This window comes from Roseibium aggregatum IAM 12614 (genome assembly GCF_000168975.1).
Taxonomy (GTDB): Bacteria; Pseudomonadota; Alphaproteobacteria; order Rhizobiales; family Stappiaceae; genus Roseibium; species Roseibium aggregatum.
The window spans coordinates 172,171-194,399 of record NZ_AAUW01000005.1 but is presented as its reverse complement, the minus strand read 5'-3'; the positions used below and the strand labels follow the sequence as shown (position 1 = coordinate 194,399).

Genomic DNA, 22,229 nt, shown 5'->3' with positions numbered 1-22,229 from the left:
CTGCGAAAATCGCAGCCCTTTGAATTCGAAGATCAAGCAGGGATCAGTGCATGCCGGTCATCTGGCAAAGGCTGCAGACCTTGTTGAGATGGATCTGGTCCGCACGGTCGACGCGAATAACGCCCCGGCGCTTCAGATCGGACACCACGCGGCTGACCGTTTCGATGGTCAGGCCAAGATAATCGGCAATTTCCTGCCGGGTCATGTGCAGCCGCAGATCGAAGCCGTCGTCGCCATCATCGTCGGCCGGACCGACGCAACCGACGCCGCCCCGATCGGGAACGAGATGCATCAGGAAACTCGCGACCCGCTCGACGGCGGACTTGCGGCCAAGCAGAACGGCATGCTCGTGAAGCACGTGCATCTGGTTGGTCAGGCATCTGGTGAGCGTGCGCTGAAGTGCATCGGACCGTTCGACCTGCTTCAGGTCGATTTCCTGAATTTCGGCATTCGTGAGTGTTTCGGCGGTGCAATCGTATTCATCGCTGCCGGCGAGACCAAAAATATCACCGGGACGAAGAACTTCGACAACCTGGCGCCGGCCATCCGGCAGCAGCTTGTAGAGCATCACCGAGCCCTTCACCAGCTCGTACAGGCGCTTGGCGGAATCACCTTCGTAGTAGATCACCGCGTGGGTGTCGTACTGCACGGCCTTGCCGCCAAACTCTGAAAACGATGTCTTGCTGGGTGTGCAGATCGGAGCGCCCGTCATTCTTGGTGCAGCTCCCTGGCCGGGGGTACCCGCGTCGAAATAAGCCATATGTCCCTCCTTCGTGCTTCAAGCACGGCCTTCATTTGCTACGACAGCGGATAGTCTTATTCTTCGGCACATTCCTGTCGGCGCCTCTGGCAAGATCGACCGCTGATTGCAGGTGTCCCGTCCGACACCTCGCAGCTTGCAGGGTGCACTCTAAAACGCGAACTGCAAAGAATGGAATTCGGTCGACTGCGTAAGATAAACTACATATGAGTTGTAACGCCGCAGCCGACGAAGGTCTAAGTTACTGGAGTTTCAGCGTGAAAAATGCGCGCGCACGGCCTCGAAGAGCGCCATGCGTCTCGGTACTCCGGACTTGAAATTCTGGAATTTTCAAAAGTGGATCCAGACAGATTGCGTCTTCAGACCATCGCCTTCGGCGCCATGGCTGCCGTCAGCATGTCTATCGACAGCGGCTTTCTCAAAACCGTCAGGTCCGGAAGCTCCCGCAGTTGCCGCAACAGATTCACTTTCGACTTGCCGGAAATGGCAAGGATGCTCGGGGGCGTCGGTAAATCCATAAGCTCGCGGACGACCTCGGTACCGCATTTGTCCGGAAGCCCGATATCGACAATCACCCAGTCGTCCGCAGTGAGAGCCGCGCCGGTGAGAAAACTTTCAGCGTCTTTGTAAGTGATCGGATGATGATCGAGATCTTCGAGCGCAATCGCCAGCGCATCGGCGACTGCTTCATCATCTTCAACGATGTGAACAACCACGAAAGTAGATCCTCAAAGCCTGCGAACGTGCAGTCGGTCTCCACTCATACGCCAAAATTTCGTTGCGGGCTGTACGCATAAATACGTTCCGACCTGGTTATGATGCTGAAATGCCGTTCAGCACAGCACGCTGGCCTTAGCCGGCTGACGGGTGCCCCAGAACGATACGCACGAGATCCGCCGCGTTGCGCGCGCCGAGCTTTTCCATGATTCGCGCCCGGTGCACTTCCACCGTTCTCGGACTGATGCCAAGTGTGCGCCCGGCCTCCTTGTTGGAAGCCCCGTCCGTGATTTCCTTGAGGACCTCAAGTTCCCGGCGGGTCAGCAAGTCCGCCCCCTGGAACGAGGCCGGGACAACCTTGTCCTGCCGCTGCCTTGTGATGGCAATGCTTTCCTTCACCCGCTCCAGAACGGTCTCGGCGGAAAACGGCTTCTCGACAAAGTCGAAGGCACCATTGCGGATGGCTTCGACTGCCATGGGAATATCGCCCTGACCGGAGATGATGAAGATCGGCGCCGGGTAGTTTTCCGCGTTCAACGCCTTGAGGATCTCTATGCCCGACCGGCCCGGCATATGAACATCCAGCATGACACAGGCGGGCACGGCCTTGCTTGCGGACTGAATGAACGTGTCGCCGTCGGAGAAGGTTTCGACCACATAGCCTTCCATATTGAAAAGCACCGACAGCGCGTCGCGCACCGCCGGATCATCATCAACGATGTATATGGCCTCCGCGTCAGCTTTCATATCCATCACTTCCTCAGCTTTTCTTCTGCCGGATCGTGAGATTCGGCTCTTTCTGCTAGATCATCTTCGGGCGGGTCTATTGGCAATGACAACAGGAAGGAAGCCCCTCGCCCGTTTGCCGCAGGCTCCAGGCGCAAATCACCACCATGATTTTGCGCGATCGAACGGGATATTGCCAAACCCAGGCCGACGCCCTTGTGTTTGGCCCCAGTGAAAGCCCGGAACAGATTGTCGACCAGTTCCTCCGGAACGCCCGGGCCATTGTCCGTGACTCGGAATTCCAGACGATCGCCATTGCGGCAAACAGCCAGCACCACCTTGCGGTCGGCCTGATCGCAGACCGCTTCGCGCGCGTTGCGCAGGAGATTGATCAGGATCTGCCGGATCTGCACCGGATCGGCCATCAGCGGCGGCAACTCTTTTGCGATCTCCGCCTTCATGATCGACCTGCCCTGACCACTGCCGAGTTCGGCCATTTCCAGACAGCTTGCAACAAAGTCCCGGACTTCGATTGCCTCGCGGTTGGGCGTCTTTTTTTCCACCAGTTGACGCATGCGCTGGATGATTTCTCCAGCCCGCTCCGCTTCGCGCACCGCCTTGTCGATCACTTCGAGGATGAAGGGATCCAGGGATTTGTCGGCCCGGGTCTTGCGCGATACGGACTGAAGGTACAGCAGAACGGCGGTCAGGGGCTGGTTGAGCTCATGCGCGATTGCAGCTCCCATTTCGTCCAGAGCGCTGATCCGGGTCATGTGAAGAAGCTGCGCCTGGGTTTTGGCCAGCCGGTCTTCCATCTGCTTGCGAGAGCGCAGGTCGCGCAGAATGCCGATGAACTGACGCCCGGCCGGCGTCCAGGCCTCACCAACGGACAGCTCGATGGGAAAGACAGTGCCATCCTTGTGCCGGGCCTGCACCTCGCGGCCGATGCCGATGATTTTCTTATGACCGGTGGTCAGATAATTGTTCACGTAGTGATCATGCGCGCGGGCATATTCCTCCGGCATGATCCGATTGACGTTCCGTCCCAGAAGATCCGCCGCTTCATAGCCGAACAGCCGTTCGCAAGCCTTGTTGAAGGCAAGCACCTGCGCGCGTTCGTTGATGACGACAATACCGTCGGCTGCGGTATCGAAAACACTGGCAAGGCGCGCTTCCGTTACGGCTGCATTGTCATCATCGTGATCTGAAACCCCGTCGCGCACTAGCCCTGCACCCAGATGGAACTCATGTGTTACCTAGGTTTAAGGGTTTTCCCGTACGCCAGCAACCCGTTTGCCCCCTAAATCTCTGGTATCCAAGTGCTAATTCGACGCACCGCTTCCGCTAGGTGATCTTCGCGCCGGGCATAGCATAGACGCAGGTGGCGTTCACCGCCCTTTCCGAAGGCGGTTCCGGGCGCCAGCCCCACACCCGTCTGCCGGACGAGATCCAGCGCAAACTGGCGTGTATCCGTGACACCCTCAACGGAAAAGAACAGGTAGAACGCGCCGTCAGGCGGCAGAACCTTCACGCGGTTGAGCGCTTGCAGCCCGGTGAGAACACACTCGCGTCCCCTGCGGGCCCGCTCAACCTGCTCCTGCAGGAAATCGCGGCCCTTTGTCAGCGCCGCCACAGCGCCCCATTGCGAAAAGGAGGGCACGCCGGACGTGGAATACTGAATCAGGTTTTCAAACACCTGGCCCAGCTCCGGTGGCGCGGAAATCCAGCCGACGCGCCATCCGGTCATCGCCCAGTTCTTGGACATCGAGTTGACGAAGATGATTCGGTCATCGTCCCCGGCAATATCGTAAAATGACGGCGCGCGTGGTCCCTTGCCGTAATAGAACAGCGCGTAGATCTCATCTGCGATGATCCAGAGGTCGCGTTTGCGTGCTAGTTCCAGAAAGGCCTTCAGCACGTCTTCACTGGCAACCCACCCTGTCGGGTTGCAGGGGGAATTCAGAAAAAGGGCGGTCGTCTGCGGTGTAATGGCGGCTTCGACATCTTCTATCGCCAGCCTCCAGCCATTTTCCTCTTCCCGCATCGGCACGCTGACCGAACGCGCGCCGTGAATATCGATGGCGGCCGAAATGTTCGGCCAGGCCGGCGTCGGCACGATCACCTCCCGCCCGGGTCCTGCGACAGCCTGGACGGCGAGCTGAATGGCCTGCATGCCCGATCCGGTGACATAGAATCGTTCCGGAGAGAACGGCTTGCCGTAAAGGTCCTGGTGATAGGCGGCCAGCGCTTCGCGCAAGGGCGGAATGCCGCGCTGATAGGTATAGAAGGTTTCGCCCCGGTCGAGAGAGGCTTTTGCCGCCTCGCAAATGAACCCGGGTGTCGGCAGATCGCCTTCGCCGGCCCAGAGCGGGATCAGATCTTCCCGCCCCCGGCCGGCATTAAACACTTCGACGATACCGCTTTCCGGCGCGTTTCTGGCTTCCGGGCTCAATCGCTCGATCAGGCTGGTCACATTGCGGGTCCTTCTTTGACTGCTGGCGCAACCATATCGGGTTTGCGCTTTCGTGTTTCATGAAAGGATTTGAAGATGACTTCACTGATGATGATCAATTGAGCCCTCTGGCAGCCCCTCGAGACCCTTGGACGAAGCTGTGAGAGGGTGTCAGTCGCAAGGTGAATAGACAGATCGGCCTGGCTGTGGTCGGATCGGAAAAGGTAACCTGGCGTGTTGCCGTGAAACAGGTCCGAGCCGGCCCGGCAAGAGGCGGCAGGAACCTATGCCGCTCGGGAGGACGGTTAGCAGATCATGCTGCATGGATGGCTCGTGATACTGGCCGCGACGGCCTACATCCTGTGCTTGTTCGCCATCGCCAGCTTTGGCGACCGTATGCCGCGCCGGTATACGTCCCGCACCGGCGGCCGCCCGTTCATCTACGCCCTGTCACTTTCGGTCTATTGCACCTCCTGGACCTTCTACGGCTCGGTAGGCAACGCCAGCCGGACCGGCTTTGAATTCCTGACGATCTACATCGGCCCCTTGCTCGTCTTCGCGCTCGGTTATCCCCTGCTGCAACGGATCATCCAGATTTCCAAGACCGAGAGCATCACCTCGATCGCCGATTTTATCGGCGCGCGCTACGGCAAGAGCCAGTCGGTCGCAGCGCTGGCCACCCTTATCGCGGTCATCGGCGTCATTCCCTACATCGCCCTTCAGCTGAAGGCCGTTTCGCTGTCGATCACCACCATGATCGGACCGCTGATTTCACCAAGCGACATCTTCACGCCCGTTTTCGATGACGTTACCCTGCTGATCGCCCTCGGGATGGCCATTTTCAGCTGGGCTTTCGGAACCCGGCACATCGACGCGACGGAGCACCAGGAAGGGCTGATGCTTGCGATCGCCGCCGAAGCGGTCGTCAAGCTTGTCGCCTTTCTTGCGGTCGGCTTCTGGGTGACCTACTCGCTGTTCGATGGCCCGGTCGACCTGATACGCTCCATCTCGGAAGCGCCAGAAGTTGCCCAGATTTTCGAAAAGCCGCTGAATATCGGCAACTGGCTCGTGATGTCGTGCCTGTCGGCCTTCGCGGTTCTGCTGTTGCCGCGCCAGTTCCACGTCACGGTGACGGAGAACAATTCCGACGCCGAGCTGCGCCGTGCCACCTGGATGTTTCCGCTTTATCTTGTGCTGATCAACCTGTTCGTGATGCCGATTGCCGCAGCCGGTCTGCTGCGCTTCGGACAGGACGTCAATCCGGACACCTTCGTGCTGGCGCTGCCCATAGATGCCGGACATCCCTGGCTCGCCCTCTTTGCCTTTATCGGCGGCCTGTCGGCTGCAACAGCCATGGTGATCGTCGCAACGGTTGCGCTGGCCATCATGATTTCCAACGACATTGTCGTACCGCTGCTGCTGCGCCGGCACAGCGAGGACGACATCGTCAACACCGGTGGCCAGGACATGAGCGACAGGCTGCTCACGATCCGGCGCCTTGCCATCTTCGGCATCCTTCTGCTGGCCTACGCCTACTACAAGGCGGCCGGCAATACGGCCGCGCTTGTGTCCATCGGCCTGCTGTCGTTTGCCGCAATCGCCCAGTTCGCACCAGCCTTCGTCGGTGCTCTCTTCTGGCGCCGTGCCACGTCTCTGGGGGCCATCGCCGGGCTCAGCGGCGGCTTCGTGTTCTGGGCCTATACCCTGCTGTTGCCCACCTTTGCCAAATCCGGCCTGATTTCGGACGGGTTCCTGGAGACCGGCCCCTTCGGCATTGCCGAACTGAACCCGCAGGCTCTGCTCGGGATCACGATAGATCCCTTTATCCACGGCACGCTTTGGAGCCTCTTCGTCAACATCGTTCTGTTTGTGGGCGGTTCCTTCCTGAGAAAACCGCTGCCTGCGGAAACCCTCCAGGCCAATGTCTTCGTGCCGGCGGAATTCGCGCCCTCGCCCAGCCTGCGCTACTGGCGCACCTCCGTCACCGCTGGAGACCTGCAGGCGACCGTCGCACGCTATCTCGGCGAAGAACGCACGGCCCGTTCGTTCCGGCGTTTCGCCAGCGAACGCGGCATCGAGCTTGATCCGAAAACACTCGCGGACGCCAACCTGCTGCGCTTCTCCGAGCAGCTTCTGGCAAGCGCCATCGGCGCGGCCTCCTCCCGCCTGGTGCTGACCTTGATGCTCAAGCGGCACGACCCTTCGACAAAGGGTGCGGTGAAGCTGCTCGATGACGCCTCGATTGCCATTCAGTACAACCGCGACCTGCTGCAGACGGCCCTTGATCAGGTGCGCCAGGGCATTGGCGTGTTCGACCGGGACCTGCGCCTGATCTGCTGGAACCGGCAATTCCGCGATCTTCTTGGACTGCCGGCCGAATACGGTCAGGTCGGCACGACGCTGGATGCGATCCTGCGCTTCAACGCCGAACGGGGCGAACATGGCCCCGGACCGGTGGAAGCGATTGTCGCCGACCGGATCGAGAAGCTGGTGCTGATCCAGGAAACCTTCCAGGAAAAACTGGAATCGAGCGGCGCTGTGTTCGAGGTCCGCATCAGCCCGATGCCCGATGGCGGGATCGTGACCACCTATACCGACATTACCGAGCGGGTGCTGGCGGAAGAAGCGCTCGCCCGTGCCAACGAAACCCTGGAACGCCGGGTCCGGGAACGCACGGAAGAACTGACCCATGTGAACGAGCGCCTGGTGGAAGCCACCCGCGCCGCCGAAGAAGCCAATATCGGCAAGACCCGGTTCCTGGCCGCGGCCGGTCATGACATCCTGCAGCCCCTCAACGCCGCCCGTCTCTATGCCTCTGTTCTCGTGGACAAGCTGAAGGACGGCAACGACGGCTCGCTGGTCCGCAATGTGGAAATGGCGCTGGAGTCGGTTGAGGACATTCTCGGTGCCGTCCTGGACATCTCCCGGCTGGATACCGGCGCCCTGAAACCGGAACCGGCGGTGTTCCGCCTCGATGAACTCTTGCGCGGGATCGATCTCGACTTCCAGCCTGTCGCGAAGGAAAAGGGGCTGGAGCTGCGGATCGTGCCGACGTCCCTTTCTGTGCGGACAGACCGGCGACTGCTGCGGCGCCTGCTGCAAAACCTCGTATCGAACGCCCTGAAATACACGCAGCAGGGCCGCGTCCTGGTCGGTTGCCGCCGGCGCGAAAGTCGGGTGATCGTGGAAATTCACGACACAGGCATGGGCATTCCGAAAAGCAAACAGAAGGCGATTTTCCAGGAGTTCCACCGGCTGGACGACGGCATGCGCGTTGCCAAGGGGCTTGGGCTTGGGCTGTCCATTGTCGAGCGGATCAGCCATGTGCTGAACCACCCGGTGATGCTGCGTTCGGAAGCCAACAGAGGCTCGTGCTTCTCGGTCGAACTGCCGCGTTCGGCGGACATGCCGGATCTGGTTCCCGTCCCGCAGGCACCTGCCATCGCGGGGCAGCTCGACGGCCTGTGCGTGGTCGCCATCGACAACGAACCGGACATCCTGAGCGGGATGCGGCATCTGCTGACGAACTGGAACTGCAAGGTGGTCGCAGCCGCGGACGACGCTGAAGCGGCAAATGAGCTGAGCAAGGCCGGTCTGATACCGGATGTCATTCTGGCGGATTATCACCTCGACAATGGAACCGGCATCGAGGCGATCCTCAAACTGAGGTGGAAGTTCGGACGCCAGATCCCGGCAATCCTGATCACCGCGGACCGGAGCCGGCCCGTGCGCACGGAGGCGGAGGAAAAGGACATCGCCTTCTTCAACAAACCCTTGAAGCCAGCGGCGCTGCGCGCCCATCTGGCGCGCTGTCAGGCAGGCCAGGCTGCCGAATAAGCCGGCGGCAACGGTCGGTTCAGAAGACTGTCAGCCCCAATTCATCAGGAAGCGGAGCGAAGCGCTGCGGGATTTTTCGGCGCGGTGCTCGGTGACCGGTCCTGCCAGTCTTCTCTTCGGATCTGGGCGACCCGCATCGGATTGGGATCCGGCTTGCCGAAGTAATAGCCCTGCATGGTATCGCAGCCGAGCGTGCGCAGCGCGTCCACCTGGAACTGGCGCTCCACCCCTTCCGCAGTCACCTCGAGGCCGAGGTTATGTGCAAGCGCAATCACGGCGGAGATAATGGCAAGGCCATCGCTGCGTTCGCCGATCTCGTCGACGAAGGACTTGTCGATCTTGATCTTGTCGAACTTGTAATGCCGCAGATAGGAAAGCGACGAATAACCGGTGCCGAAGTCATCCAGCGCGATACGGATGCCGAGGTCACGCAGCTTCTGGAGTTTGATCGAGGCGGTGCCAAAGTCGCGCAGGAACACGGATTCGGTGATTTCCAGAACTAGCCGCTCCGGTGGGAAACCCGTTTCCTGCAGCACGCCCAGGATCTGTTCCACCAGGTTCGGATCCATGAACTGAACCGGTGACAGGTTGACCGCGACACTCTCCAGCTCCGGACATTGTGCGGCAGCCGCACAGGCCTTCTTCAGCACCCAGCTTCCAAGCGGCAGTATCAGGCCGGCATGTTCTGCAATCGGAATGAACACATCCGGCCGCACCTCGCCGCGCACGGGATGCAGCCAGCGAACCAGAACCTCGCTGGACACAACTTTGCCGGACCGGGCGTCCACGATCGGCTGAAAATCAACGTTGAGCTTGCCGTATTCAAAAGCCTCGCGAAGGTCGGATTCAAGTTCACGGCGCTCGCGGACCTCACGCTCCATGTCCTGCTCGAAGGCGAGCGACCGTCCCCGGCCACCTTCCTTCGCCTTGTAGAGCGCAATATCTGCCTTGCGCATCAGGTCATCGACCGTGTCCTTGCTGTCGTGCAGGCGCGTGAAGCCGACCGTGGCGCCGATGGCGAAGTCGCGGCGGCCGATGCGGAAAGGTTTGCGGGTGACGGCAACCAGCTCTTCGGCGAAGGCCAGGGCAGCCTGATCGCTGACGAAGCGGCCGAGCGCGGCGAATTCATCGCCACCGAAACGCGCCAGCATCGTGCGGCCTTCGCCAAGGGCGGTAAACCGGCTTGCGACCTGGCGCAGCAGCTCGTCGCCTGCCGGATGGCCGCTGGTGTCATTCACCACCTTGAAATTGTCGAGATCGATAAGGAACAGCGTCAGCGTGTTCTGACCATTCTGGTTCTGCTCTTCCAGTTGCGCTTCGGCCTGCTTCAGGAACCAGCTCCGGTTGCCGATACCCGTCAGGGAATCGTGCTCGGCGAGATGCGAGACCAGGGCACTTGCCCTGTGGGCCTCGGTGATGTCGGACGCGACACCGTGGTAACCGGTGAAGGACCCGTGGTCGTCGTAGACCGGCCGCGCCGCAAGCGACCACCACCGCTCTTCCCCTTTCACATCCACGCCGATGACGATTTCGCGGAAGGCCTGCTGGCGCTTCATGGCGTTTTCCAGCTTCGTCACCGCGGACCGTGCGTCGCTTTCGTCCAGGGAATAGGCCAGATCGACCATGCGCATGGTTTCCAGTTCGGCACTCTGCCGGCCGCTGGCATGCAGAAACCGGTCGGAGATCGAGTGCAAAATGCCGTGGCTATCCGTCTTCCAGAGCCAGTCGCTGGACTTTTCCTCAAACTCGTTGAGCAGAAGGGCAATCAGTTCGCCGCGATGTTCCAACTCTGCTTCGGCAAGGAAATGGGAGGCGAAAAGCCACGCCGCAGAGGCGATACTGCCGATCACCACAAGCGTGTAGCTGGTCAGCAGAAAGAACAACGGCCACAGCTCCGCACTGCGTCCGATTGCGAAGGACATGAGCGAGGCAACGAACAGGACGCTAACCCAGCGGAATGCTGCCTGCGGGACCGTTGCCAGGGCAAACGCACCACCGCAAAGCATGCCGGTCGTCAGGCAAGAGGCGATCCAGATGCCGTCAGCGTCACCATAAGCGAACGCGGCAACCGGAACGACCGCCCACAGGCTGCTGAAGATCGTTGCGTGCGTGACGGCCTTGTTCAGCGACCGCCTCGACGCAAGTTGAACGGGCGATTTTCTTGCCTTCAGCCATTTGAACAGGGTGAGGGACAAAAATGTGCCAATGGCCGCAATCCACAGGGCCAGCAGGCTCATTGGCATGAAGCTGCGGAACGTGATCGTGATAACGAGCACGTTCACGATATTGGCCAGCACGATGAAGGGCGTCAGGCGCGCGATGCTTGCAATTTGCGCGGCACGGACCTTGCGGGCCAGAAGCTCGTCGACCACCGGATGTCCGAACGCAAGCACGAAGGCCCGGATGGCATTGACCTCCTGCTTGCCGGTCCGAACGCCGGTATCGGAACGGAAGTCCACCTTGAGCTGACGGCCGGGCAACAGAAAGGCCATTCCGATCATTTGGAAGATCAGTCGCCAATTGAAGCTGAACCGCATTTTGTCTCCGGGTCGTTGCTCGCACCGTGCGCGGCATCGCCCCGCAGCAACGACGGTTACAGGCATTCCCTGAAATTCCGGTAAAAATGATGGTCAGGATTCAGGCATGTTTTTGCAATCCTGACTGGAAAGAAGCCGGTTTTCCGCGCAAATCCGCAACCATAAGCATTGCTTCGGGCAACAAAAAACGGCGACGGCTCTCCTTGCGGAAGAAGCCTATCGCCGTTCGAAAAGCCTTAGGTCACCGTATTTGATCTGCGCGTTACTGCGCCTGAGCGGCCTCGGCGGTTTCTCCGCCGACCTGCCATTGTCCGGCTTCGATCTTGGACGCTGCAATAACCGCCTGGGTCCGGCTTTCCACGCCGAGCTTTTGCAGGATGGCAGAAACATGCGCCTTCACGGTAGCCTCGGAGACCGACAATTCGTAGGCAATCTGCTTGTTCAGAAGACCTTCGGACAGCATCATCAGCACACGCACCTGCTGGGGCGTGAGGGTTGCAAGGCGCTGCACCAGATCGCCACTGCCATCGTCGGCGGCAAGATCCACATCCGGCGGGGTCCACATGTTGCCTGACATCACTTCGGAAATCGCCTCCCGGATGACATCAATCCCGTGAGACTTGGGAATGAAGCCGGATGCGCCGAATTCAACGGCGCGCCGGATAGCCTGCGGATCTTCGTTTGCCGAAACCACAACCACCGGAACGCCGGAATACTGTGCCCTCAGATACATGAGCCCGGAAAAGCCGCGCATGCCCGGCATGGACAGATCCAGCAGAATGAGATCGACCTCACCATCCTGCTCCAACCGGGCCGTTACGTCCTCCAACGCACCGGCTTCCTCGATCACAGCATCCGGATATTGTGTTTCGAGCGTTTGACGCAGGGCACCCCGAAACAGGGGATGATCATCCGCGATAATGAACCGATACGATGTCGCCGACACGTTGTTAATCCTCCCTCAACGGTCCGTTTGGTCCGCAGGATCCGCCTGAGCCATGCGGTGCTGCCATACAGCCCCCCGCTCGCTTCTTGATTGTGTGGCGAAGCCCCATTGTTGCGGCCATCTTAAAGTATGTTTGCAACATGGGTTACGCGCAAGTCAAACCATGCTTTTGACCAACCCTGCGAAATCGCTCGTCAGGCCGCCACGGCCGAAACTCCCGACAGCCAGCTCATTTCTGAAATAAAACAGCAACGACACGACCGACCACCAACAACAACCTGAAGTTTAAAAAAACTTAGCGTAGTTGAACTTGTTATTTTTCGCACTTCCTCAACGTAGCCAAAGATAATTTTCCACAATCTACATTTCCTGTTGATAATCAAAGCAAATACAGCAACAAATGATGGTTCCAATACACATCAAATAATCAAAATCACTGAGTAAACGAACCCATTATGACAATTCAGGCGACGCTGTTTTCATTTGTGAACCGCTGGGAATGTGACGAAAATGATCATTTAAATGTCCAGTTCTACTTCAGCCGCTTCGAAGAAGCAGACCGCCAGTTCCGGCTGCTCACCGGTTTAAGTGAAACCATCGTCGGAGCCCGCCGTGTACGCCATGTGCGCTATCACAAGGAAATGCGCACGGGAGACCTGATCACCGTTCATTCCAGCGTCGCCTTCGACGGACCGCATATGCTGACCGTCATCCATGAGATGCGCGACGGTGCCACAGGCACACTCACCGCGACCGCACTTGATGGATATGAACCTAGTGCCACTGCCGCCAAAACCCTGCGCCAGCGCTTTCGCGACTTCCAGACACCGATGATTGCGGAGGCCGGGCCGAGAGGGATATCCGCGGCTCCGGCGAATGCGCGCGCGACGCTGGCTGGCCTTCAGGCAAAGGGAGCGCAGATCGTCTACCGGGGAACCGTGCTGCCGCGCGATATCGGTTCCGACGGCAAGGCCGACGACAGATTTGCCCTGTCCTGCTGCACCGATGGCGTTGCCCATGTCTGGCAACGCACGCCCATGACCCACGCCTATCTGACGGAAAACGGGTTCGGCCGGGTGGCGGTCGAAATGAAACTGACCTGGCTAACGCCTCTGAAGACCGGCGATGCAGTACTGGTCATTTCGGGCTTTACCGGCGTCAATCAAAAGACATTCTCGATGCGCCATCATCTGTTTGAATCGCGGACGAACCGTCTGGCTGCCGTGCTGGATGTTGTCGCGCTGACGATGGACCTGACGAAGCGGGTTGCCGTCGAACTACCGGGCGAGGCCTATCAGGGCATCAACAAGATGCTGATCGACTGATTGAGACACCTACAGGAAGCTGCATTGAAAATGGCGTGTCCCGGGCAGAGACACGCCATTTTTTCATCCGCTGTGCTCAAGCACTTATTTGGTGTCGCCTTCAAAGTCCTTCTGAAGATCGCGCACCATGCCAAAAAAGCGGCGCATGGCGCTTTCGGTGAAGGTCAGAACCTTTTCGAGTTCTTCGTCTTCCTCGGTCGTCGACGGACTACTGCCGTTTTCTCCTGACTTGGGTGCCGGGCGGTCAAGTGCGGAGCCGGGCGGTAATTGTTTCTCGGGCTTTGCCCCGTTGCCTTCCACCTCTTCCAGACGGGCCGTCAGACGATCCACCTCACCGGCCAGTTCGTTGATCTCCGCAAGATAGGCGTCTTCGGCCAGCGGAACCGGATTGCAGCGCCATGCTTCGCTCTGTTCCTTGCAGATGGATACGGTGCCGTTCTGCCTGTCCACTCTCAGAATATCGTCATCAACCTTGACCAGCGAAAAGCGGTCCGCCTGTCCCTTCGTGACCGCGTCTGCGGTTTCAGGGGTGACCGTCTCCTGAGCAATGGCTGCCGGGACCAGGAGAACGGCCAGGGCCACCCCGCGGAACAGGGGAGCCAGAAATGTGTTGCGGATCGTCATAGTGCCTCTCCGGTTGGCGGCCGTGCGTTTCCCGCATGTGGGAGCAGCCCTTTCGAAAGCAGGGCAGCCATCGGCCATTCGTTTTTCCATGGGTGCCATATTTCCATGGCCAAAGCACGACCTTAGAAAGTGTTTTCAAGAACCAGGTATCAGAACCCAGGATTACGCTTCGTCACCCAGCAACATCGCTTGTAGCGTTTCCAGACGATCGGCTTCTGCCGCCGGCTTGTCCCAGCGCAGTCTGGAAATGCGGGGAAAGCGCATGGCAACACCGGACTTGTGCCGCGTCGACCGGTTGAGGCCCTCGAAGGCAACTTCCAGAACAAGGCCCTTTTCGGCACCGTGAACAACCTCCCGAACCGGTCCGAACCGGTTGACGGTGTTGTTTCGCACGTAGCGGTCGATTTCTCGCAATTCCTCATCGGTAAATCCGAAATAGGCCTTGCCGACCGGAACCAGCTCCGCCCCGGCCTCTGCCTCGCGCCAGACGCCGAAGGTATAGTCGGAATAAAAGGAGGACCGTTTGCCATGCCCGCGCTGCGCATACATCAGCACCGCATCGATCAGGAAAGGCTCCCGTTTCCACTTGAACCACAGTCCCTTCGGCCGTCCGGTGACATAGGGCGCATCCCACCGTTTCAGCATCAGGCCTTCAACGGCCTCGGCATCGGCAGCCGGCAGATGGGCATGAGGGTCGGCGCGTGCCGCTGTGATTTCCTGCCATCCGCGCACTTGCACCATGGGGGACAGATCGATGCTTCCTTCCGGCAGACCGGCGACAAATGTTTCAAGCGCCTTGCGCCGCTCGGCAAACGGCAACTCCCTCAAATCGGTTCCGCCGACACTCAGCAGATCGTAGGCACGGATCGCTGCCGGATACTCACGGATCAGCTTTGGACCGGCGGTCTTGCGGTTGAGGCGTTTCTGGAGATCCGCAAAGGGACGGACCTTTCCCTCCGACACCACCAGCAGTTCGCCATCGATGCAGGCATCGAATGTCAGAAGCTCCAGAATATCGGGAAAGGCCTTCGATATGTCTTCGCCGGTCCGGCTGAACAGCCGGCGCACGCGCTCTCCCTTCTCACTCTCGCCGGCAGCCGCCTGCACGCGAATTCCGTCCCATTTCCATTCGACCGCGAAGTCCTGCGCGTCCAGCAGGTCCGTATCCCTGACCTCGTCCAGAGGGTGCGCCAGCATCACCGGGCGGAATGGAGCCGGATCGGATGTATCCGGCGGACCTTCCCGGCCTTCCGCCCATGCGAACAACGCCTCGTAAGGAGGCTCCAGCCCGTGCCAGACTTCCTCTACCGAAGCGACATCCAGACCGCCGAGCTTTGCGACCGCCGTTTTTGCCAGCCGTGCAGACACACCAACGCGCAAACCGCCCGTCACCAGTTTCAACAGAGCCCACCTGCCGGTTTCGTTCAGCGTGTCCAGCCAGTCCGTCAGCAAGCCGGGCACTTCGCTCTTGCCGGCAGCTTCCAGCCTTTTGACCACTTCAGACAGAGTTGGAGCTTCGTCTTGCACGGCGGCATCTACAGGCACCGCTTGCGGCCACATCAGGGCAATGGTTTCGGAAAGATCACCGACGAAATCATAGGAAAGCGCAAACAGCTCCGGGTCTGTCCGCTCGCTGATCAAGGCCCTCAGCAAGGCCGGTTTGGCGTTTTTGAAACGCAATCCGCCTGTGAGGGCGGCCAGTGCGAAGCCCCGGTCCGGGTCTGGCACGTCCTGGAAAAACCGCACCAAGAGCGCTTCCTTGGCGAGGCGCCTGGGTTCCAGGGAGAGCCGGTCGAGCAAATGGGAAAAGGCCTGCATGAGCGCTATACGAACCGGGAAAGGGTCCGGACTGCAAGCCCTGACGGATTTTCTTTCGAAGGTCTGGCCAGGCACCCTTGGGCGTCCGGTCAGGCCAACAGGTTTGAAAAGGGTTGATGTGCGAGGTGGCTTAATGCCAATCAGGCAGCAGCAGCCATGCTGCCAGCTTCCGCACGATACTGGAGCCCCACCGTGTCGTCGCTCACCCACTTGATTTCCATCGGGAACTTCCGACCGGAAAAGTCCTCATAGATCACCAATTGACCGACGCGGGCGCCCTCGAAATACATCACGCCGATGCCACCTTCGGAACTGTTCATCAGGCGCGTCTCGAACACCTTGCCACCCTCTGTCACAAGCGTGACCTGTTGCCCCATTTCCTGCTTTCGGGTCGCACGGCGCCGCTCCTCGACGTCACGCGTCATTTCTTCGAGGAAGCCTTCAATGCCATGGGCCATGTCGGCGATAGGCTGAATTTCAGAGGCATGCCGGCTTTCCCGGTAAGCCTCTTCTATCGTCATTGCCCCAAGTACGACGAAAGCAAGCAATGGAACGATCGCCAGCAGCGCGATCTGAACTCGAATTGATTTCAGTATGTCTTCCCCCAACCAGCAGGTGCGCAAATTAACGCTGGGGCAAGTTAACAATTTGAATAACCTGAAGATGAAATTTTGAGCAAGAACCAACCTGCGGTATAAATATCAATATCCCGCAAAGGTATCGGCGGAAAAACTCGATGTTTTTGTCAGGGGCATGTGCGACGCCCTGAAATGCGGGATGGACGGATGCGGAAAATACCTGTATAAGCCGCGGCCATCCACGGGCCCATGACTGGATGGCCCTATCCGGTAGACTGCTGACTGGCATGCAGAAGATCCGGAGCAGTTGAAAGATTTCTATGACCGATTTGACTTCTCTCGCCCCGGCGCTGAAGGCCGCGCTGGCGAAACGTGGCTATGAAAACCTCACCTCCGTACAGGAAAGCGTTCTAAGCGACGCTCCACCGGAAGCCGACCTTCTGGTGTCCGCACAGACCGGGTCCGGCAAGACCGTTGCCTTTGGCCTTGCGCTTGCTCCCACCCTGCTGGACGGCAAGGACACCCTCGGCCAGGCAGGCGCGCCCATCGCCCTGGCCATTGCCCCGACCCGCGAACTTGCCCTTCAGGTGAAGGAAGAACTGACCTGGCTTTACAACGAAGCCGGTGCCGTGACGGCCTCGTGCGTCGGCGGCATGGATCCGCGCATGGAACGGCGGACACTGGAACGCGGCGTGCACATCGTCGTCGGAACGCCGGGCCGATTGCGCGACCATATCGAACGGGGCGCTCTGGATCTTTCCGAGATCAAGGCCGTCGTTCTTGATGAAGCCGACGAAATGCTCGACATGGGCTTCCGCGAAGACCTGGAGTTCATCCTGGACGCCGCGCCGCAGGACCGGCGTACGCTGATGTTCTCCGCAACGGTTCCCAGGCAGATCGCGGAACTGGCCAAGCGCTTCCAGAAAGACGCCGTGCGTCTGTCGACCATCAATGCGCGCGAACAGCATGGCGACATTGACTATGTCGCCCATCCGGTGGCCCCGAACGAGCGCGAAAACGCCATCATCAACGTGTTGCGTCAGCACGAGGCGGAAAAGGCAATCGTGTTCTGCTCGACCCGTGAAGCCGTCAGCCGGCTGACGTCACGTCTCGCAAACCGCGGTTTTTCCATCGTTTCCCTTTCCGGCGAACTCAGCCAGGAACAGCGTTCCAGCGCATTGGCCGCGATGAAAGACGGCCGCGCCCGGGTCTGTGTGGCAACCGACGTGGCCGCACGCGGTATCGACCTGCCGAACCTAGATCTGGTGATCCACGCCGACCTGCCGACCGGCAAGGCTGCGCTGTTGCACCGCTCCGGCCGTACGGGCCGTGCCGGCCGCAAGGGCACCTGCGTGCTGATGGTCCCCTTCCCGCGCCGCCGTCAGGCGGAACGCGTGTTGCAATTCGCCGGGATCACGGCAACCTGGAAAGGCGCTCCGACCGCGGACGACATCCGCGCCAAGGACAAGGAACGGCTTCTTGCCGATCCGGCCCTGAAAGTGGAACTGGAAGAAGAAGAACTGGCCATCGCGAACGAGTTGCTTGCGCTTCACAGCCCCGAACAGCTCGCCGCAGCCTTCGTCAAATTGCGTCAGTCGCGTCTGCCCGCCCCGGAAGAGGTCTCGGACGTCGATGAAACCTCGCTCAGAGGCCGGGATGCCGGCTCGCGCGGTGGCCGCACCGCGGAAATCACCGGCAAGTTCGAAGACGGCATCTGGTTCTCGCTGTCGCTTGGCCACCGCCAGCGCGCCGAACCGCGGTGGATTCTTCCGATGATCTGCCGTGCCGGCCATGTCACCAAGAAGGAAGTCGGCGCGATCAAAATCTTCCAGAACGAGCTCTATTTCGAGATCGCCGGCAGCCATGGCCAACGCTTTGCCGATGTGGTCAAGCGCGAAGGCACGGGCGAGGAAAATGCGACCATCAAGCTGCTCGACGCGCGTGGTGGCAAGATCCCTGCTCCGCCGAAGGAAGACAGCTTTCGCCGTGAGCGCTCTGACCGCTCCGGTCCGCCCAAGCGCCGTCCGCGTGGTGCAGACGCACCGGACTATGAAAACCTCGGTGCTGAAGACAGCCTGAAGACGGGCCGCCCGAAGCGCGAAGGCCGAGGCAAATTCGACGGGCCGCGCGGCAAGTTTGACGGACCGCGTGGGAAACCCCGTCGCCGGTCCGGCGACGATGATTTCGTGCCGCATCACCCTGCCTACGAGCCGCTGAACACCAAGGACCTGGCCCGCGATCTCGATGGTGACCAGGCTCCCAAACGCAAGAGCCGTTCCGCGGATGCGCCTGAAGGTGAACGGCGCAAGCCACGCAGCCGGCCCGCAGCCAACGCAGCACCGGCCAAGAAAAAAGCCGGAAAGAAAAACAAGCCTTCGCGCGCCGAGCGCAAGGCTACGAAAACCAAACCCTGACCGAAAGCCGGTGACCAGTGTCACCGGCATAGGCGGTGACCCAGACTTGCCTCACCTTTCGCCATCCCGGTCAAGCGTAGCGCGAGCCGGGATCGAGGCGGCACAAGCCTTTCTGTTTTCAGGTTTTTCTGAAAGTTACACGGTTCCCCGATCCCGGATCTTCGCTTCGCTGCGTCCGGGATGACAAAGAGAAGGGCCGGTGAACAACAACAGCCGGTGACCAGTGTCACCGGCTTTTCTTTTGAACCGGACTAGCTCTGTCCCGTTTTGCAGGTGTTCGGCTTTCGCTCGGCGGAACCGACATCGGGCTGGTTAATCACGGTCTCCTTGTGCTCGCCATCCGCAAGAAAGCTGTTCTGCAGGAAGCTTCGCCCCGAGGGGGAGACATTCTCGTTGCCTTCGATCACGGTTCGCTCGATCGGCCGGTTCAGCATTTTCGCCCGGAACGGACTGCCGAGATATAGATATTCAAAGTCTCCCAGAAACAGATTGTCCCTGACCGTGTTGCCGTCGTCTTCAATCCGGATGCCGGTAACGAGGTTTTCGAAGCAATTGCCCTCATAGGTGTTGTCTTCCGCGAAATCCTCAAAAAGGTTCAGTCGCATCGGAAACGGCCACCTGGGGGCAAGCGCGTTCTTGTCGACAAAACCGGCGATCAGTTCCGGATTGAAGTGATACCCCAGAAAATTGTCGGACTTGCCCCAGGGGCGCTCGCCCATCATCGGGGCCAAGGACACCGGGTTGTCGTAGGGGCTCTTGTCGCCGCAGTCCCACATCACCAGATCACGCGCCTGGCGCGAGGCAACCCAGATGCCGATATCCATATTGCGAAAGACGTTGCCCCGGATGACATTGCCGTCCGATCCTTGAAGACGCGGGCGGCTTTCCGGGTTGGTGGTGTGGAATTCCCAGCAGTTCTTGTAGTGGAAGATGCCGCCGAAGGCGTTGCTGTCGAAGATGTTGTTTTCAATGAGATTGTAGGCGGATCCATCCACGGACAGGCCTTCGCGGCGGGTCGGGCCGATGCGCCGGATACCCTTGTTGGTGAACAGGCCGTTGTTGCGGATCAGATTGCCCGAAACGACGTTCTTCTGCGATCCGTGCTCCAGGTAGATGCCGACATGGTGGCCATCCGCGACGATGGAATTGCGGATCGTCGCGCCAACCACATAGTGATCGACAAAGACGCCGGTCATGTAGGACTGAGTGATGGTCAGATGGTCGAGCACGACGCCTTGCGACGAGTTTGCCCGCGCCTCGTCACGTGCAGCCGCATCGTCCGTCGGCGTCTGACCTTCGATCAGGATGCCGCCGGTGTCCTCCAGGCGGCAATCGCGGATGGTGACATTTTCCAGACCCGGCCGAATGGTGATGCCGCGCCGGTGCATTCCCGTGATGGTGCCTCCCCGGCAGTCCAGAATGACATTGCCGGTGGAGATCACGATCGGGTTCGTATAACGGCAATCGGTCTCCAGAAGCACCTTTCCGGGTGCCATGTCCGGGAGCGCGCAGTCTCTCATGCTTTCCGGTGCAGGCGTCAGCGCACCATAGGTTTTCGGTGTCTCGGCCACAGCCGGCACCGACAGGGCACCAAGCAGGGAAAGGACCGGCAGAACAAGACGTCCTGCATTCCCGCTCATCGTTTTATTCATTGATGATGCAGGCAATAACCCAATCCGCTCCGTCCTGGATGAGCTGATAATGGCAGGTAAATTCGAAGACGGCTTCGCCGTCGGCCGTTTCCTGGCTCCAGTCGAGGGTCACCAGTGCGGCCGAGCCGCTGACGTGGCTGGAGACGACATGGAAATCCGAATGGGACACGCCTTCCTTTTCCAATGCCTGGAGGAGCGCCTCGATATTTTCGATCAGCTCCTCGTCGTCGTTGAAGACATGGCCTTTCTCGTGCTGCCAGATGATGGTCGGCAGCGCGAAGCAATCGCAGATCCTGTCGATATCGTAGTCGTTGAAACCGGCCTGATAGTCATCAAAAAGCTGGGCGATCGCTTCTTCCGCGTCGCCGTTGGCACTGGCCCCGGCCCCGTTTGTCTGGCCGTTGCCGGCACCTGCAAATCCACCGTCGTCCGCCATGAATGCCTCTCCCCCAAAAGGAAAATATGCCGCAATTCCATGCGGGCCTGATCAGCCTTGTGCGGCCCGCGCAACGTCGGCGTCCTCGCCGTCGTCATAACCTATCATATTGAGCGGACGGGCGTTTCGTCCATTCAATTCGCACCAGTGGACAAGTGCCTCCTCGGCGCCGTGGGTCACCCAGATCTGCTCGGCACCCGTTTCCAGAATGGTACGGCAGAGGTCATCCCAGTCGGCATGGTCGGACAGGATCAGCGGCAGTTCGGCCCCTCTTTGGCGCGCCCGCGCCCTGACACGCATCCAGCCCGAGGCCATAGCCGCAACCGGATCGCCGAAGCGGCGGGACCATCGGTCCGAGAGCTGTCCGGGCGGGCAGAGAACGATCTCACCGGCAAGCTCCTTGCCACGCTGGCCGACAGGCTCGACATCGCCAAGATCGATCCCCTGGCTCTGGTAGTAGGCCGTCAGCTTTTCCAGTGCACCATGCATATAGATCGTCTTGCTGTAACCGGTGGCCCGCAGTTCGGCGAGAACGCGTTGCGCCTTGCCGAGCGCATAGGCCCCGACCAGATGGGTCTGCTCCGGAAACAACTCCAGCGACGACAGCAGCTTGGCAATTTCCTCTCGCGCCGGCGGGTGCCGAAACACTGGCAGCCCAAAAGTCGCCTCGGTCACGAAGGTATCGCAGGGGACCACTTCGAAAGGCACACAGGTCGGGTCCGCCTGGCGTTTGTAGTCGCCGGAGACGACGGTCCGCCGCCCGGCAGATGACAGCAGAATCTGGGCAGAGCCAAGCACATGTCCCGCAGGGTGGAGCGAGATCTCGACATCCCGAAGCTTCAGCGTCTCGCCGTAATGGATTGCCTGCGCCGCCCCGCAGAAGTTCTCGCCGTAGCGGATTGCCATGATGTCGAGTGTCTGGCGGGTCGCCAGCACCGCGCCATGGCCCGACCGGGCGTGATCGGCGTGACCATGCGTGATGACAGCCTTTTCGACCGGGCGGACGGGATCGATATGAACACCTGCTTCAGGGCAATAAAGGCCTTCGGGTGTGAGCGTCAGAAGATCGGACATCGGTCGCTAGATAGGCCTGATTTGCGGTTGTGCCATGGTCCTGCGGCGAAAAGGCTGCATGGCGGTGTCTTGGATCATGGTAATGGGAATGGGAATACTCGATGCGGCAGCTGCTTGCACCGCTGTTCAAGCATCAGACCATGGCAAAATGCATCGCCGCCTGTTCGCAGTCGCCCGCCGCGATACCGTTGCTGGAAGGCAAGCTGATTTCCGAGAGTGCAGCGGCAGGCGAAGCTATCAGAACCCTTTGCGCCCACACAGGCAGACAGAACCGTGGCCAATAGAGCTCTCAAAAATCCAATAATTTCAAAAGAACCGCCCAAGGTCATGCCT

Annotated in this window: 17 protein-coding genes; 4 read left to right on the top strand and 13 right to left on the bottom strand. The window is 59.9% G+C overall.

Annotation, left to right across the window (positions count from 1 at the left end):
- Positions 1–43: 43 nt before the first annotated feature.
- From SIAM614_RS08525 to SIAM614_RS08505, 5 genes are all read right to left on the bottom strand, one after another.
- Complete coding sequence (locus SIAM614_RS08525) at positions 44–760, bottom strand: Crp/Fnr family transcriptional regulator (RefSeq protein ID WP_208983922.1); 717 nt, start codon at positions 758–760, stop codon at positions 44–46.
- Between the two features lie 359 nt (positions 761–1,119).
- The gene (locus SIAM614_RS08520) at positions 1,120–1,476 is read right to left on the bottom strand and encodes a response regulator (protein WP_006933650.1); all 357 of its coding nucleotides are present in this window, start codon (positions 1,474–1,476) and stop codon (positions 1,120–1,122) included.
- A gap of 136 nt (positions 1,477–1,612) precedes the next feature.
- Positions 1,613–2,230 carry a response regulator transcription factor gene (locus SIAM614_RS08515; protein WP_006933648.1) on the bottom strand — a complete coding sequence of 206 codons (618 nt, stop codon included), beginning with the start codon at positions 2,228–2,230 and terminating at the stop codon, positions 1,613–1,615.
- Positions 2,230–3,426: a two-component system sensor histidine kinase NtrB gene (locus tag SIAM614_RS08510; protein WP_006933646.1), complete on the bottom strand. Its 1,197-nt coding sequence runs from the start codon at positions 3,424–3,426 to the stop codon at positions 2,230–2,232. Before SIAM614_RS08510 ends, SIAM614_RS08515 begins: the two co-directional genes overlap by 1 nt.
- A gap of 77 nt (positions 3,427–3,503) precedes the next feature.
- Entirely contained in the window at positions 3,504–4,676 is a 1,173-nt protein-coding gene (locus tag SIAM614_RS08505) for a pyridoxal phosphate-dependent aminotransferase (RefSeq protein WP_006933644.1), read from the bottom strand.
- A 294-nt stretch (positions 4,677–4,970) separates the two neighbouring features.
- Here SIAM614_RS08505 and SIAM614_RS08500 point away from each other — a divergent pair, with 294 nt between their 5' ends.
- Positions 4,971–8,492, top strand: coding sequence for a PAS domain-containing hybrid sensor histidine kinase/response regulator (locus SIAM614_RS08500; protein ID WP_006933642.1), 3,522 nt, complete (start codon positions 4,971–4,973; stop codon positions 8,490–8,492).
- Between the two features lie 44 nt (positions 8,493–8,536).
- Here SIAM614_RS08500 and SIAM614_RS08495 read toward each other — a convergent pair whose 3' ends face one another.
- Together SIAM614_RS08495 and SIAM614_RS08490 are read right to left on the bottom strand one after the other, a co-directional pair.
- Positions 8,537–11,029: a putative bifunctional diguanylate cyclase/phosphodiesterase gene (locus SIAM614_RS08495; RefSeq protein ID WP_006933640.1), complete on the bottom strand. Its 2,493-nt coding sequence runs from the start codon at positions 11,027–11,029 to the stop codon at positions 8,537–8,539.
- A gap of 262 nt (positions 11,030–11,291) precedes the next feature.
- Positions 11,292–11,975, bottom strand: coding sequence for a response regulator transcription factor (locus SIAM614_RS08490; protein ID WP_006933639.1), 684 nt, complete (start codon positions 11,973–11,975; stop codon positions 11,292–11,294).
- A gap of 455 nt (positions 11,976–12,430) precedes the next feature.
- Between SIAM614_RS08490 and SIAM614_RS08485 the strand changes: the two genes are divergently transcribed.
- Positions 12,431–13,300 (top strand): thioesterase family protein, encoded by an 870-nt coding sequence (locus tag SIAM614_RS08485; protein WP_006933634.1) that lies wholly within the window; start codon positions 12,431–12,433, stop codon positions 13,298–13,300.
- Between the two features lie 84 nt (positions 13,301–13,384).
- On the opposite strand, the gene SIAM614_RS32410 is transcribed toward SIAM614_RS08485, so the two are convergent.
- The 3 genes from SIAM614_RS32410 to SIAM614_RS08470 form a co-directional block, all read right to left on the bottom strand.
- Complete coding sequence (locus SIAM614_RS32410) at positions 13,385–13,924, bottom strand: hypothetical protein (RefSeq protein ID WP_198137285.1); 540 nt, start codon at positions 13,922–13,924, stop codon at positions 13,385–13,387.
- A gap of 162 nt (positions 13,925–14,086) precedes the next feature.
- Positions 14,087–15,742 carry a cisplatin damage response ATP-dependent DNA ligase gene (locus SIAM614_RS08475; RefSeq protein ID WP_006933631.1) on the bottom strand — a complete coding sequence of 552 codons (1,656 nt, stop codon included), beginning with the start codon at positions 15,740–15,742 and terminating at the stop codon, positions 14,087–14,089.
- 140 nt (positions 15,743–15,882) lie between these two features.
- Complete coding sequence (locus tag SIAM614_RS08470) at positions 15,883–16,263, bottom strand: hypothetical protein (protein ID WP_208983921.1); 381 nt, start codon at positions 16,261–16,263, stop codon at positions 15,883–15,885.
- Between the two features lie 377 nt (positions 16,264–16,640).
- On the opposite strand from SIAM614_RS08470, the gene SIAM614_RS08465 reads away from it, so the two are divergent.
- Positions 16,641–18,734, top strand: coding sequence for a DEAD/DEAH box helicase (locus tag SIAM614_RS08465; RefSeq protein ID WP_006933627.1), 2,094 nt, complete (start codon positions 16,641–16,643; stop codon positions 18,732–18,734).
- 251 nt (positions 18,735–18,985) lie between these two features.
- On the opposite strand, the gene SIAM614_RS30505 is transcribed toward SIAM614_RS08465, so the two are convergent.
- From SIAM614_RS30505 to SIAM614_RS08450, 3 genes are read right to left on the bottom strand one after another with little or no spacing between them, the layout of a single operon-like run.
- Positions 18,986–20,374 carry a right-handed parallel beta-helix repeat-containing protein gene (locus SIAM614_RS30505; RefSeq protein ID WP_050789349.1) on the bottom strand — a complete coding sequence of 463 codons (1,389 nt, stop codon included), beginning with the start codon at positions 20,372–20,374 and terminating at the stop codon, positions 18,986–18,988.
- A 4-nt stretch (positions 20,375–20,378) separates the two neighbouring features.
- Positions 20,379–20,822, bottom strand: a complete 444-nt coding sequence (locus SIAM614_RS08455) for a DUF4440 domain-containing protein (protein ID WP_006933625.1) — start codon at positions 20,820–20,822, stop codon at positions 20,379–20,381.
- A gap of 51 nt (positions 20,823–20,873) precedes the next feature.
- Positions 20,874–21,896 (bottom strand): ligase-associated DNA damage response exonuclease, encoded by a 1,023-nt coding sequence (locus SIAM614_RS08450; RefSeq protein ID WP_006933623.1) that lies wholly within the window; start codon positions 21,894–21,896, stop codon positions 20,874–20,876.
- A gap of 101 nt (positions 21,897–21,997) precedes the next feature.
- Here SIAM614_RS08450 and SIAM614_RS08445 point away from each other — a divergent pair, with 101 nt between their 5' ends.
- The gene (locus tag SIAM614_RS08445; protein WP_006933621.1) at positions 21,998–22,180 is read left to right on the top strand and encodes a hypothetical protein; all 183 of its coding nucleotides are present in this window, start codon (positions 21,998–22,000) and stop codon (positions 22,178–22,180) included.
- Positions 22,181–22,229: the final 49 nt, after the last annotated feature.

Bases quoted from the DNA above. Each gene is read 5' to 3' on its own strand.
- SIAM614_RS08495 (WP_006933640.1), bottom strand. From the start codon at position 11,029: ATGCGGTTCAGCTTCAATTGGCGACTGATCTTCCAAATGATCGGAATG.
- SIAM614_RS08455 (WP_006933625.1), bottom strand. From the start codon at position 20,822: ATGGCGGACGACGGTGGATTTGCAGGTGCCGGCAACGGCCAGACAAAC.
- SIAM614_RS32410 (WP_198137285.1), bottom strand. From the start codon at position 13,924: ATGACGATCCGCAACACATTTCTGGCTCCCCTGTTCCGCGGGGTGGCC.
- SIAM614_RS08485 (WP_006933634.1), top strand. From the start codon at position 12,431: ATGACAATTCAGGCGACGCTGTTTTCATTTGTGAACCGCTGGGAATGT.
- SIAM614_RS08465 (WP_006933627.1), top strand. From the start codon at position 16,641: ATGACCGATTTGACTTCTCTCGCCCCGGCGCTGAAGGCCGCGCTGGCG.
- SIAM614_RS08470 (WP_208983921.1), bottom strand. From the start codon at position 16,263: ATGACGATAGAAGAGGCTTACCGGGAAAGCCGGCATGCCTCTGAAATT.
- SIAM614_RS08450 (WP_006933623.1), bottom strand. From the start codon at position 21,896: ATGTCCGATCTTCTGACGCTCACACCCGAAGGCCTTTATTGCCCTGAA.
- SIAM614_RS08525 (WP_208983922.1), bottom strand. From the start codon at position 760: ATGGCTTATTTCGACGCGGGTACCCCCGGCCAGGGAGCTGCACCAAGA.
- SIAM614_RS08515 (WP_006933648.1), bottom strand. From the start codon at position 2,230: ATGGATATGAAAGCTGACGCGGAGGCCATATACATCGTTGATGATGAT.
- SIAM614_RS08475 (WP_006933631.1), bottom strand. From the start codon at position 15,742: ATGCAGGCCTTTTCCCATTTGCTCGACCGGCTCTCCCTGGAACCCAGG.
- SIAM614_RS30505 (WP_050789349.1), bottom strand. From the start codon at position 20,374: ATGAGCGGGAATGCAGGACGTCTTGTTCTGCCGGTCCTTTCCCTGCTT.
- SIAM614_RS08445 (WP_006933621.1), top strand. From the start codon at position 21,998: ATGCGGCAGCTGCTTGCACCGCTGTTCAAGCATCAGACCATGGCAAAA.
- SIAM614_RS08500 (WP_006933642.1), top strand. From the start codon at position 4,971: ATGCTGCATGGATGGCTCGTGATACTGGCCGCGACGGCCTACATCCTG.